This window comes from Bacillus sp. AFS053548, assembly GCF_002575105.1.
Lineage (GTDB): Bacteria > Bacillota > Bacilli > Bacillales > Bacillaceae_G > Gottfriedia.
Genome location: NZ_NUHI01000024.1, coordinates 89870 through 103372 on the forward strand (window position 1 = coordinate 89870; position 13503 = coordinate 103372).

At 33.7% G+C, this 13503-nt stretch carries 11 protein-coding genes and 1 other annotated feature; of the genes, 2 read left to right on the top strand and 9 right to left on the bottom strand.

Annotation, left to right across the window (positions count from 1 at the left end; translation table 11 throughout):
- Nucleotides 1-123 precede the first annotated feature (123 nt).
- The 3 genes from thpR to pepV all read right to left on the bottom strand — a co-directional run bounded on the left by thpR (nt 124) and on the right by pepV (nt 3392).
- On the bottom strand, nt 124-675 hold the full coding sequence (thpR, locus tag CN946_RS12740) for an RNA 2',3'-cyclic phosphodiesterase (RefSeq protein WP_176547314.1): 552 nt from the start codon (nt 673-675) through the stop codon (nt 124-126).
- Nucleotide 676: 1 nt separating this feature from the next.
- A complete protein-coding gene (locus CN946_RS12745; protein ID WP_176547315.1) occupies nt 677-1861 on the bottom strand; it encodes an MFS transporter in 1185 nt (394 codons plus the stop codon).
- Between the two features lie 127 nt (nt 1862-1988).
- The gene (gene pepV / locus CN946_RS12750) at nt 1989-3392 is read right to left on the bottom strand and encodes a dipeptidase PepV (RefSeq protein WP_098861450.1); all 1404 of its coding nucleotides are present in this window, start codon (nt 3390-3392) and stop codon (nt 1989-1991) included.
- A gap of 307 nt (nt 3393-3699) precedes the next feature.
- Here pepV and CN946_RS12755 point away from each other — a divergent pair, with 307 nt between their 5' ends.
- The gene (locus tag CN946_RS12755; RefSeq protein ID WP_056473526.1) at nt 3700-3900 is read left to right on the top strand and encodes a DeoR family transcriptional regulator; all 201 of its coding nucleotides are present in this window, start codon (nt 3700-3702) and stop codon (nt 3898-3900) included.
- A gap of 147 nt (nt 3901-4047) precedes the next feature.
- Here CN946_RS12755 and CN946_RS12760 read toward each other — a convergent pair whose 3' ends face one another.
- Nucleotides 4048-4770, bottom strand: coding sequence for a pseudouridine synthase (locus tag CN946_RS12760; protein WP_098861451.1), 723 nt, complete (start codon nt 4768-4770; stop codon nt 4048-4050).
- A 207-nt stretch (nt 4771-4977) separates the two neighbouring features.
- Nucleotides 4978-6597 carry a putative polysaccharide biosynthesis protein gene (locus CN946_RS12765; protein WP_098861452.1) on the bottom strand — a complete coding sequence of 540 codons (1620 nt, stop codon included), beginning with the start codon at nt 6595-6597 and terminating at the stop codon, nt 4978-4980.
- Between the two features lie 151 nt (nt 6598-6748).
- Between CN946_RS12765 and CN946_RS12770 the strand changes: the two genes are divergently transcribed.
- Entirely contained in the window at nt 6749-8020 is a 1272-nt protein-coding gene (locus CN946_RS12770) for a BaiN/RdsA family NAD(P)/FAD-dependent oxidoreductase (protein ID WP_098861465.1), read from the top strand.
- A 234-nt stretch (nt 8021-8254) separates the two neighbouring features.
- Here CN946_RS12770 and CN946_RS12775 read toward each other — a convergent pair whose 3' ends face one another.
- From CN946_RS12775 to CN946_RS12790, 4 genes are all read right to left on the bottom strand, one after another.
- Nucleotides 8255-8470, bottom strand: coding sequence for a DUF2553 family protein (locus tag CN946_RS12775; protein ID WP_056473333.1), 216 nt, complete (start codon nt 8468-8470; stop codon nt 8255-8257).
- 198 nt (nt 8471-8668) lie between these two features.
- On the bottom strand, nt 8669-8965 hold the full coding sequence (locus CN946_RS12780) for a rhodanese-like domain-containing protein (RefSeq protein ID WP_286133920.1): 297 nt from the start codon (nt 8963-8965) through the stop codon (nt 8669-8671).
- Between the two features lie 260 nt (nt 8966-9225).
- Entirely contained in the window at nt 9226-11643 is a 2418-nt protein-coding gene (leuS, locus tag CN946_RS12785) for a leucine--tRNA ligase (protein WP_098861454.1), read from the bottom strand.
- A gap of 79 nt (nt 11644-11722) precedes the next feature.
- Nucleotides 11723-11939, bottom strand: a binding site (T-box leader).
- A 65-nt stretch (nt 11940-12004) separates the two neighbouring features.
- Complete coding sequence (locus tag CN946_RS12790; RefSeq protein ID WP_098861455.1) at nt 12005-13204, bottom strand: MDR family MFS transporter; 1200 nt, start codon at nt 13202-13204, stop codon at nt 12005-12007.
- Nucleotides 13205-13503: the final 299 nt, after the last annotated feature.

Below are 13503 nucleotides of genomic sequence, written 5' to 3' on the forward strand. Positions count from 1 at the left end.
ATGGATTCAAAACAAAAAGGTTGTTACCATTCCGCTTTCATGCTTCTTTTTGAAAATATTCGTTAGTTTCTTCAAATATTTCTTATATTTCATTAATTTGTTCAAGATTTTAAATAATATTTTTTACTTTAATGTAATGGATTCAGCAATATGGTAACTTGGTTTTTGAGAAGGTTGAATCTTATATAAAATAACTTCATTCACTTTGAAATTTAAAGGCTCTTCTTCCCAGTTAAGTGGGATTTCAAATTCTTTATCGAACCTATCATTATATTTTTTTGCGATTGTAATATGCGGATTATATGGTCGTTTATCAATTGAAAAACCGCTTTCTTCACATATCTTACAAATTCTATTTTGTAACTCCAATAATTCAACACTATTCTCTAAACCAAACCACCATACACGTGGCTGTACTGTACTCCCAAAAATACCTAACTGATGAATCGACAAATCAAAACTTTTAAAATCGTTAAGCTCTTTTTGTAGTTGATCCATAAGCTCTACACTTTTTGTATATGTAACTGGACCTAAAAATGATAAAGTAATATGAAAATCATCTTTAAAAGTCCATTTCTTTAAAGGCAATTTTGTATACCATCTTTTTGAATAATCATCTAATATTTCTTTTATTTGTATTGGCAAAGGAACAGCAAGAAAATAATGTTCACTCAAATTACGCAATCTCCTTTTTATCTTTTATGTTAGAATCCTTTTTTAAGTATTGCATGATTCCAACTGCAACTATACTAAGAGAACCAAATAAAATATAAATTGCTTTAATTGAAAATGCCTCTGATATAAATCCACTTATGAAAGTACAGAACCATTCTCCCATCCCTAAGCCTAGACCTGAATAAATTGTAACAGCCGTTGCTTTTAAAGAATCCGGTGCTTGATCTCTTACAAACTGGAGAGCTGCTGGAATAAATAATCCAACCGATAGTCCTTGTGTAAGACAAGATAAAAAAAGAATCGAAATCGGAGGATTTGTAAAATAAAAATACCATCTTAAAGCCGATACTAAAGCGGTTGCAATTAATATATTATATATCCCAAAACGATTAATTAATCTCTTAGCTACTTGCAAAAATGGTGCTTCACTACCTGCAGAAATTAGAAACGCAATACCAACACCTGTTAATGTTCCACCTAAAGATTGAATATATAAACCGAAGTAAGTATTATTTGCACTAATTGGTCCAAAAACTAAAAAGGCACAAATTAAAAATAATAAAAATCTTTTATTAGATAGCAAAATCGGGATTCCTTTTAGTATTGGCTCCCTTTTGCTTATTGTCGTAGCGTTAGGAACAAAAATTGATATACCTAAGCCGACTAGAATACAAAAAGCAAATACGAAAAATATAATGACTAAACCGAAAACTTCAGCTAATCTTCCCGAAACTAATACAGCAAATGCAAAACCAATTGAGCCATATAATCGAATAGCTCCGTAATTCCCACCGATTTTTTGGACATAATTCAGTGCAATACTATCTGAAAGAGGAATTAAAGCACTTTGTGTCATCGATAACATGATGACAACAAATAAAAGCATGCCATACGAAGTGATTGTAGAATAGAAAAGTGCAATTACAATTGTGGAGATTTGCGCTATAAGCAACATTTTTTTAGGATTAAGCGTCATGTCGCTAACCATTCCCCATAGAGGCTGCGAAAAAATAGCAACGATTGGCGTTAAAGACATTAATATTCCAATTTGTGAAGTTGATAAATCCAACACATTTTTAAAGTAAGAAGAAAGTAAAGGTCCTAGCGATCCTATTGCAAAAAATAAACAAAAATAATAGCTAAAAATAAGTAAGATGCTATTTTTACGTGCTTGTAATGTGTTCAAAATTATTCTCAACTCCTAAAAAATACATAAAAAAGGGGAGGAAATTCTCTCCCCTTACTGACGAAAAACGCTCGCTTTAACCTTATTGTCTCAAAAAATCGAGTCGTTTAATCAGTCTAAAACTATATTACTTAACTAATTCAGCAATCGACTGTGCATAAATTGCAATTGCCTTTAATAAATCATCAATTTCAGCATATTCGTCTTTTTGGTGAGCTACTTCTGGTTTTCCTAAGAATAATGGTCCAAAAGCTACACCTGCACTTAATGAACGAGCGTATGTGCCACCACCGATTGTTAACAATGTTGCTTCCTCACCCGTTTGCTCTTCATATACTTTTTGTAAAGTTTGAATTAATGGGTGATCTTGTGGAACATGGTGAGGCTTAGAATTTTTAATTTCATTATATTCAAAGCTATATTTACTTCCACGTTCAGTAAGTGTTGAAATAACAAAGTCAATATCAGTTGTCACTGGATAACGTAAAGTTAAGCCGAATGAACCACCATTATTTTCTTCGTATTGCATAATTCCTAAATTAATTGTTAAATCTCCAGTAATATCATCATTAAACGCAACGCCCAAGTTTTTACCACGAGAGTCACCTTTGAAGTTTTCAACGATAAATTTTAAGAATCTATCTGCATTAACATTAAATTCAAATTGATTTAAGAAGCTTGCTAATGCAATACCTGCATTCTTACCTTTATCAGGTTCCATTCCATGTACAGAAACGCCTTCTACTTCTAAAACTTGGTGTCCATTTTCTTCAGTAACTTGAGCTTTACAACCTAATTCACTAATATGTTTTGTAAATGCTTCTTGATCAAATTTTGGTCCTGTAACGATCGCTTTTGCATAATCAGGTACCATATTTACTCTTCTACCTGAAGAGAATGAAACTAATTTACATTCACTCTCGTTATCTTCATTTAACTGCATTTGTTTGAAATTAATATCTAATATTCCCTTTTCAGCGTAAATAATCGGGAAATCTGCATCAGGTGCAAAGCCCATTGTTGGCATTTCTTCTTTTTCAAAGTAGTGATCAACACAACGCCATTGGCTTTCTTCATCTGTTCCAAGAATCATGCGTACACGTTTATTAATTGGTAAACCTAACTCTTTAACAATCTTCATTGCATAATAAGCTGCCATTGTAGGACCCTTATCATCAATTGCACCTCGTGCATAAATATTTCCATCTTTAATAATTGCATCAAATGGATCATGAGACCAGCCATCGCCAGCAGGTACAACATCTAAGTGACAAAGAATTCCTACTAGTTCTTCGCCGCTTCCCATTTCTAAGTGGCCAGCATATCCATCAACATTTTTTGGAATAAACCCGTCTTTTTCACCTAAATTTAACATGTATGTAAGTGCTTCATTAATACCTTTACCCATTGGTGCTTCTTTTGAAATTGACGCTTCATCATAAACGCTTTCAATATTAAGAAGTTCAATCGTTTGCTTTAAATAATCTTCCTTACGTTTTAAAACTTCTTCCATCCAATTAATTTGTGTCATAGAAATACCTCCTTTAATATAAATAGTTTATCACCTTTTAAAATTTAAACATAATTTATTCATAAATGGAACGAAAAAAGAAGGAATATGACACTCTTTGTAGAATATATTACCTTAAACTTGCAAAACGATTACGTTTGCGCAAATTTTCATTAAATTTTTGTATTATTTTCATAAATTTCGTTATGAAACTACTGAAAAAGAGTAAAATGAAAATATAAGCTTAACTAGTAAAATACTTAACTAACCTGTTATGAAACAATGCGGTAGGTAAAGGAGTGGTTTTTTGAATTCTGGAACTTCTCGAATGCTGACTCGAATTAAAGCCATTTACATGTATATTAGTGAAAATGGCACCGTTTCTACAAAAGACCTAGTGGAGGAGTTTGGTATTACACCTAGAACAATCCAACGAGATTTAAACATTTTAGAGTTTAATAATCTAGTTTATAGTCCAAGTAGGGGAAAATGGGCCGTAACAGGGAAAAAAGTAAAAGCTTCTTCGTAAAAAAAGAAAAACAAAAACCTATGATTGTCTTGTCTGACGTCTAATCTAGGGTTTTTGTTTTTCTTTTGGCTCTCTATTAAGAATATATTAGTGATATCCGATTAAACTTTATGTTTACATTCATCTTAACCTATTTATAAGTACACTTTATTTCTCTTCGTTAACCGACTTTAAAAGGTCAATCTCTTCATCAGTCAATTCTCGATATTCACCTAGCTCTAAATCTTCATCTAACTTTAAAGGACCCATCTCAAGTCTTTTTAAGTAAGTAACTTTCTTTCCTACTGCTTCAAACATTCTTTTAACTTGATGGAATTTACCTTCCATAATAACTAATTCGATCTCAGATTCTTCTCCGGATTTAAGAATTGTTAAATAACCAGGTTTTGTTAAATAACCATCCTCTAGTGTTACACCTTTTTCAAATGCTTTAATGTCAGCTTCAGTTACTACTCCATCAATCGTTGCATAATACTTCTTTGGTACGTGTTTTTTAGGAGAAAGTAATTGATGTGCTAAATGACCATCATTCGTTATTAATAACAATCCTTCAGTATCTTTATCTAAACGTCCAACTGGAAATGGCTCGAAAATGATTTCTTCATATTCTAATAATCCGATGACAGTTTCATGCTCAGAATCTTCTGTAGCAGATATAACACCTGGTGGTTTGTTCATCATTAAATAAACAAACTCTTTATACTCTACTACTTCACCATTTACCGTTACAACTTGCTGTTCAATATCAACATGCTCTTTTGGGCTTTTTACAATATTATCTCCAACTTTTACAACACCTTGTTTTAGTAGAGACTTTACTTCTTTCCTACTGCCATATCCCATATTGGCTAAAATTTTATCAATTCTCATTAATTTGCACCTTTTCTTTCTAAATAAAAGTTTAAGAAAACTCGCCGATTAGCGAGCTTTTTTAGCGAAGTCAGAGGCGTAGTTGCATTTATACTTAATATTCTTGATAATGGATTCTACGTCGTTTTTCTTCTCCGCTGTCAATTTATACACTCTTAATGTGTAAAAAAAGGTGAACCACTACAAAAGAAGGTTCACCATATATTTTTATCCTCTTTTTCCAAACTTAAAACGATTCTTTAAACGAGCTCCTAAAATAATTTCAAATAAGTTTAATTTGTATGCAACACCTAAATAAACAATAGCCCCTACAATTGCTCCAATGATGACCAGTAACATTGAAATCATTCGACCATCTTTATAAGTCCACCAGAATCCTAGTAAGTATTCTACAGCATAAACCGCGCCAGCCATTAAGCCAGATAAGATAATCATAAAGATGATCCTTCTAAACACTTTATTGAAAGAGAACTGCGCATTTTTACGAATATAATAGAAATTGTATACGATCGAAAATAAATAGCCTAATGCGGTTGCTGATACCGCGCCATATGTTTTAAATAAATGAATTAGTGGTACATTTAATACAATTTTTAATATTACTCCGCCTATTAAACCAATAATCGCATATTTTTGTTTATCTAAACCTTGTAAAATAGCTACATTTACTGTGAAAAGTGAATACAATAAAGCTACTGGAGCATAAAAACCTAGTATACTTCCACCAAGTGTACTTTTTTGATAAAAAGCACTGTAAATCGGTTCTGCCAAAACTGATATACCTACTACAGCAGGAAGTGTTAGGAAAAATACAACCTGGTAGGTTTGGGTAATTTGACTTTGTAGCTTTTTATGATTTTTATTTACGAATGCTTCAGTTATAGCGGGAACAAGTGTTAAACCAAATGCCGTTGCTAATGAAACTGGAATCATTACTAGCTTGTGACTTGTGTATGAAAACATTACATAAGTATTCTCTGCCATATCTTTTAGTCCAATTGCTTCCATTGCTCTATTGTAAGTAAACTGATCCACTAATTGATATAACGGGATCGCAAGTCCAACAAATACATATGGAATTGAATAAGAAAATAATTCTTTGAACATTTCTAATTTAGTAGGATAGATTAGTCCTTTTGATTTTGGAAGAAGTTCATCTAAATGAACTTTTCGCTTTCTCCAATACCATAGTAAGTTTAAAATACCACCTACAGCACCAATTGTAGCTGCAAACGTCGATAACCCTACCGCTTGAGTAATTGTTCCACCCATAACTTTTAGAATGATATAACTTCCAACTAATGTAAATACAATACGTACAATTTGTTCAATTAGCTGAGAAACTGTAGTTGGGCCTGTTGATTGATGCCCCTGAAAAAAACCTCTATACAAACTTTGAGAAGGTACTAATATTAATGCAGTACTTACTATTCGCATAACTGAAACTACATCTTCTACACTATTACCTTTTGTATCCTTTGGAATCATAAGAGGTGCGATATAAGGTGCAATGATATATAACGTTAAAAACGAAAAAATACCTGTACATATTAGGAGTAGCTGACTTGCATGAAAAAGCCTCCTACTTGTTTCATATTCTTCAATCGCATTGTACTTCGAAACGAACTTTGCTACTGCTAACGGAACACCTGCGGTAGCTATACTGATAAACAAAGTATATGGAACATAACCATAATTATATAATGCAGACCCTTTTGAACCAACTAACGCATAAAAAGGGAATGTATAAATCATTCCTAGAAATTTTATTAAAAACGTACCAGCAGTTAATATGAAGGTACCTCGTAGCAATTTTGAATCTGACATAAACTGCCTCCTACCAATTCTCGATCAAACTAACTAATCTATCTTACCATATCATCTAAAAAGAAAAAATTAAAAAATGATAAGAAGTTGGAGCTTACTTGAAATAATGGTAAACTTACTAAAAGAAATTTGTAACGAAAGTAGTGAAATAATGGTTTATGACGTGATTGTAATTGGTGGCGGAACTTCTGGTCTGATGGCTGCAATTAGCGCTGCTGAAAACAAAGCTAAAGTACTTTTACTTGAAAAAGGAACTAAATTAGGACAAAAACTCCTTATATCAGGTGGTGGTCGTTGTAACGTAACAAATCGCTTACCTATAGAGGAAGTTATTAAACATATACCTGGAAATGGCAGGTTTTTATATAGCGCATTCTCTCTATATAATAACGAGGATATCATACAGTTTTTCGAAAACATGGGAGTCGCATTAAAAGAAGAGGATCACGGGAGAATGTTTCCTGTTTCAAATGATTCAAAATCAGTATTAAATGCATTAATGCAAAAACTAAAAAAACATCATGTAGATATTCACACCAATAGAACCGTTAAAGACGTATTATATGAAGATGGTAAAGTAGTAGGAATCTTGTTGGATGATCGAACAGTCATTCACTCAAAAAGTGTTGTCCTTGCGGTAGGTGGTAAATCAGTTCCACACACAGGTTCGACAGGTGACGGATATGCTTGGGCAAAAAAAGCTGGTCATACAATAACTGAACTCTTTCCTACAGAAGTACCTATTACTTCAAGTGAAGATTTTATTCAAAGTAAATCATTACAAGGCCTTGCTTTAAGAGACATAGAATTAAGTGTATTAAATCCAAAAGGCAAAAAAGTGATAGCCCATAAAATGGACATGCTCTTTACTCATTTTGGAATTTCGGGCCCTGCCGCACTACGTTGTAGCCAATTTGTATATAAAGTACAACAAAAGTTTAAAACCAAAAATGTATCAATGGCGATTGATTGTTTCCCAGAGCAAAACGAGGAATCACTATTTCAAGACGTAAACAGTATTCTAAAAGAAGATCCTAAAAAAGCGATTAAGAACGTTCTTAAAGGTTATGTACCTGAAAGATATTTACTATTTCTGCTTTCAAAATGTGGAATTGACGAGGCAACTCCTTGTAATGAAATTGCTACCATGAAATTAAGAGAGCTTGTCCAATTATTTAAGGGCTTTTCATTTGTAGTAAACGGAACTCTTTCAATTGAAAAAGCATTCGTGACAGGTGGTGGCGTCTCAACAAAGGAAGTTCATCCAAAAGAAATGTCATCTAAAATCATGAATGGTCTTTATTTTTGTGGAGAAATATTAGATATTCACGGTTACACTGGTGGCTATAACATAACCGCTGCTTTGGTAACTGGTAGATTAGCAGGTGCATCAGCTGCGGAATACTCTCAAACGAATTTTTAAGAAATAAACAAAGGACCGAACGAATACATTTTTTCGCTAGGTCCTATAATCTTTACATATAGAAAAGCATAAGGATTGATTCTTAAGAAACTTTATAAAAGTTAAACTGTTATTCCCCAAGCTTTTTGCCATAGTTGTATTCGAAAAACAATCAAACTGATTTTCTAGTTTTAACTTATGCTTTTCAATTATTATATTTTTCTTTGGCACAAATCCACCGTCCCTAATTTAAGGTCAAAGGCGAGCGTTCGATTGTTCGTGTTGCAAGTTCACTAATAAATAGAATCGTCCATCCTCTTCAACATAACCATCTGCCAATTCGAAAGATTGTTTTAAGTCTTTAAAGTAAAACTTTCCAATTAAATACTTTGAAGAATACAACTCCATATGCCCATCTTTAAATTTACCAATTATTTTATCGGTAATATCAATTTTTAATGTTTTAGGCAAATCAACCCCCTCCTTTCTAACAAGCAAAGACCTCAATGAAAAAATATATGAGGTTCTACTTTAATATATGTCACAACTCACGTGCTTAATATTCCTTATACCAAAAAACATTAGCCTAATTTAAACTAAATAAATAAAAAATCCAACAAAAACCTTGGATTTCAGTCGTTAGACAAAGTATAGACAGACAAATTTTTTTTATTCGATCTCGCCTTCCCAGGCCATCATTCCGCCTTCCATGTTGATCGCCTTATAGCCTAGATCATTTAAATACTCACAAACATTCTCACTACGAACGCCTGCCTTACAAATAAAAATATATTCAAATTCTTTATTAAAAACATCTAATTTGCTAGGAATTTGCCCCATTGGAATATGAACTGCTTCCGGAATTTTCCCATACTCAACCTCATAATCCTCTCGTACATCTACTAAAAATAGTGTTTCTCCTGATTCTAAACGCTCTTTAACTTCATTTGCAGAAATCGTATTCATCATTGCTCATCCTTTCTTTATAGCAACATCTTAACAACTAATTATTTTCTATGCAAAAAGTAAGTTTAATTCTTTCCACCATAAGGGGGAGAATGAGTTAGTAAATAAGCAAATTGATGAAATATACTAACTCAGGAAAGGTTCATGAGTTAGTTAAAAAGCAAAATCTTGAAATTTACTTACCCATAAAAGGGACTTGGGTTGTAAAAAAGCAATAAACAAAGAAAAAACCTCAAAAGAGGTTTTTTCGAATTAACTATTTAGTTAGCAACGATATTTACTAATTTACCTGGTACAGCAATGATTTTTCGAACAGTTTTACCTTCAACTTGTTCTTTAACTGCATCGTCTGATAATGCAATTTGCTCCATTTGCTCACGAGAAGCATCTTTTGCAACAAATAATTTCGCTTTTACTTTACCATTAATTTGTACTACGATTTCAATTTCGTCTTCTACAAGTTTAGCTTCATCGTATGCTGGCCATGTAGCATATGCAATTGAATCACTAGCCCCTAGTTTACTCCAAAGTTCTTCACCGATATGTGGAGCTACTGGTGCTAATAGTTTTGCAAAACCTTCAACCATTTCTTTTGGTAATTTGTCAGCTTTATATGCTTCATTAATAAACACCATCATTTGAGAAATCGCAGTGTTAAAGCGTAAACCTTCAAAGTCCTCTGTTACTTTCTTTACTGTTTGGTGATATGTTTTTTCAAGACTGCTAGAAGTAAGACCTTCAACAATTTTATCTGAAAGTTCTTCGTTATCAGTGATAAATAAACGCCATACTCGGTCTAAGAAGCGACGGGAACCATCTAATCCATTTTCTGACCAAGCGATTGATGCATCTAATGGACCCATGAACATTTCATATAAACGTAATGTATCAGCACCATGGCTAGCAACGATATCATCAGGATTTACAACGTTTCCTTTAGACTTAGACATTTTTTCATTATTTTCCCCTAAAATCATTCCTTGGTTGAATAGCTTTTGGAATGGCTCTTTTGTAGGAACTACACCTAAATCATAAAGGAATTTATGCCAGAAACGAGCGTATAGTAAGTGAAGAACTGCATGCTCTGCTCCTCCAATGTATACATCAACTGGTAACCAATGCTTTAGTAATTCAGAATCTGCGATTGCTTCGCTATTATTTGGATCAATATAACGTAAGTAATACCAACAGCTTCCGCCCCATTGTGGCATTGTATTTGTTTCACGTCTTCCTTTTTTACCTGTTACTGGATCAACTACATTAACCCAATCAGCAATATTCGCTAATGGTGACTCTCCAGTTCCACTTGGGCGAATATCTTCTGCTTTTGGAAGAATTAATGGTAATTCCTCATCAGGAACAACTGTCATCGTACCATCTTCCCAGAAAATTACTGGAATTGGTTCTCCCCAATATCTTTGACGAGAGAATAACCAATCGCGTAGACGATACGTAACTTTTTTCTCACCAGCTTTTGAAGATTCTAACCATTCGATCATTTTTCCAAGTGCTTCTTCTTTATTTAAACCGTTTAAGAAATCAGAGTTAACATGTTTGCCATCACCGGCGTAAGCCTCTTTTTGAACGTCTCCACCTTCAACAACTTCAACGATCGGTAATTTAAATTTAACTGCAAATTCGTGATCGCGCTCATCATGTGCAGGTACTGCCATAACTGCACCCGTTCCATAGCTTGCAAGTACATAATCAGCAATCCAAATTGGAAGCTTTTCGTTATTTACAGGATTTATTGCATATGCACCTGTGAATACACCAGATTTATCCTTCGCTAAATCAGTTCGCTCTAGATCACTTTTCGATTTAACTGAATCGATGTATGCTTCGACAGCAGCTTTTTGATTAGCTGTTGTAATTTTATTAACTAAATCATGTTCTGGAGCTAATACAACATAAGTTGCACCGAATAATGTATCTGGACGTGTTGTAAATACCGTTACTTTTTCATCAAATCCACCAACATTAAAGTAAACTTCTGCACCTTCCGAACGGCCAATCCAGTTACGTTGCATTTCTTTTAAACTTTCAGGCCAATCTAATTCTTCTAGATCTTCTAATAATCGATCAGCATAAGCTGTGATTTTTAAGATCCATTGCTTCATTGGACGACGTTCAACCGGATGTCCTCCGCGCTCACTTTTCCCATCGATTACTTCTTCATTAGCTAAAACTGTACCAAGAGCTGGACACCAGTTAACTGGAACTTCATCTACATAAGCTAATCCTTTTTCAACCATTCTTAGGAAAATCCATTGAGTCCATTTGTAATAATTAGGATCAGTTGTATTTACTTCACGATCCCAATCATAAGAGAATCCTAGTGCCTGAATTTGATTACGGAAAGTATTAATATTCTTTTCAGTAAACTCGGCTGGATCATTACCTGTATCTAATGCATATTGTTCTGCTGGTAGACCAAATGCATCCCAACCCATTGGATGAAGTACATTATAACCTTGCATTCTTTTCATTCTTGAAAGGATATCAGTAGCTGTGTACCCTTCTGGATGACCTACATGTAATCCCGCTCCAGAAGGATAAGGGAACATATCAAGTGCATAAAATTTCGGCTTGCTTGTATCGTCAGTTGTTTTAAACGTTTTATTTTCTAACCAATACTTCTGCCATTTCTGTTCAATAGTACGATGATTAAAACTCATATTATTGCCTCCTTTTTTCATGATTAAATGGCTCGGCTGTGGTACTAGCGGTCTACAAATAAAAAAATCCTCCCATCCCAAAAGGGACGAGAGGATTTCCCGCGGTACCACCCAAATTAATGTAAAAATACATTCACTTGTTTCCGTAACGTGGAACACGACATTTATTACTTGGTAAAAACCGTTCACAAATGTGGCTTATGGGCGAGTTCATGAATAGAATGGATTGACTTTCACCAACCGTCAACTCTCTAAACCTCTTCATATTCACTACTATTCCCAATCATTGCCGATCATTTAGATTTAATTTATACCATTTTATTATAACCAAAGAAAAAGGTCAATTATACATCGCCTATTTTTAAGAAGCAAAAGTTTGATTTTCAGCTTTTACTACTTTTTTTGCTAATCTTTCATAAAGCACAGAGAAGACCATGCTTATTACTAAAAAGACAACTAATATGATAAATAATATCCTCATATTAAAAGTATCAACAAGAGCTCCCCCAATAACAGGTCCAAGCATTCTTCCAACCGTCGCTGCACTGTTGACAATCCCTTGATACATTCCTATACGATCTTTTGGAGCAAGCATATTTGCAATAGTTGGTACTGCGGGCCATACGAACATTTCTCCAATCGTTAAAATGATCATACCCGTCATAAACATTGAGAAATGATCGGCAGTGCTCACAAGTATAGTCGAAGCGATAAAGAATCCAATTCCAAACAACATTTGCTTTCTCATACTTAACTCAAATTTACGAATTGCAGTTGATACGATTGGTTGAGCTAAGACAATAAGCGCACCATTTACAGTCCATAACAGACTATATTTTTTTAATCCAATGTGTAGATTTTGCATTTCTGAAGCAATCGTAGTTTGCCATTGAACATAAACTAACCAACATAAAACATATGCAACACAAACAATCATCAGAGCCTTCAATGAAGGAGTAAATGAAAATTTTTGTTTCTCTGCTTTATCAACATGAGTCTCTTTTAATTGCTTAGGTTCACCAATATCTCTAAATCCAAATAAAGCTACTAAGAAGAAAATAATATATAATAGCAAATTAGCTGAGAAAATATAATTAATATTAGCGGCCGCAACAACTCCACCTAAAGCCGTACCAATCGCAACACCAAGATTTTGAGCTACATAAATTGCATTAAAAGCTTTACGTCCACCCTCTGGCCATGCCGCTCCAACCATCGCATACATTGAAGGAAATACAATACCAACACCAAATCCTAATATTACGAAGAAACAACTGTAATATGTCCAAGAATGATTAATAACCAAACCTAATATCGACAAAAACGTAATACTAATACCAGTAAGGATTGACCTATATCCCCCAAATTTATCAAAAAGCCAGCCCCCTAGCATATTACCAAATACACCAGCCAATGAATTAAACATTAAAATAAGCCCCGCAACAGACAAGGACTTTCCTAAATAAATATGGATGTATACTGTATTGAATGGCCATAAAAAAGAATTACCTGTTACATTTAAAATCATACCGATTAACAAAAACCATAGTTTTTTTGGCATCCCGTACTCCCCTCAAAGCTGTCCCTTTTTATCTATTTTTATCTCTATAACTCATTAATTGTAGAGGAGAATCGACCTACTTTCAAGAGGCACGCTTTGAGTGAGGAAAGCTAAGAAGGACAAAAAACCTAGATTGAGTTAGAAAAACATCATAAAAACCCTAAAATTACCAAATAACAAAGAAAAAAGAAGGCGTTATTGCCTTCTTTTAACACGCTGTTGAAATAAATCTTGTCAATTAATAACCAAATTTTCGTACAAGGAGTAGTGTGAGGTTGATTTCCATTACAGGATGCTCG

Bases quoted from the DNA above. Each gene is read 5' to 3' on its own strand.
- pepV (WP_098861450.1), bottom strand. From the start codon at position 3,392: ATGACACAAATTAATTGGATGGAAGAAGTTTTAAAACGTAAGGAAGAT.
- CN946_RS12755 (WP_056473526.1), top strand. From the start codon at position 3,700: ATGCTGACTCGAATTAAAGCCATTTACATGTATATTAGTGAAAATGGC.
- CN946_RS12760 (WP_098861451.1), bottom strand. From the start codon at position 4,770: ATGAGAATTGATAAAATTTTAGCCAATATGGGATATGGCAGTAGGAAA.
- CN946_RS12765 (WP_098861452.1), bottom strand. From the start codon at position 6,597: ATGTCAGATTCAAAATTGCTACGAGGTACCTTCATATTAACTGCTGGT.
- CN946_RS12770 (WP_098861465.1), top strand. From the start codon at position 6,749: ATGGTTTATGACGTGATTGTAATTGGTGGCGGAACTTCTGGTCTGATG.
- CN946_RS12780 (WP_286133920.1), bottom strand. From the start codon at position 8,965: ATGAATACGATTTCTGCAAATGAAGTTAAAGAGCGTTTAGAATCAGGA.
- leuS (WP_098861454.1), bottom strand. From the start codon at position 11,643: ATGAGTTTTAATCATCGTACTATTGAACAGAAATGGCAGAAGTATTGG.
- CN946_RS12790 (WP_098861455.1), bottom strand. From the start codon at position 13,204: ATGCCAAAAAAACTATGGTTTTTGTTAATCGGTATGATTTTAAATGTA.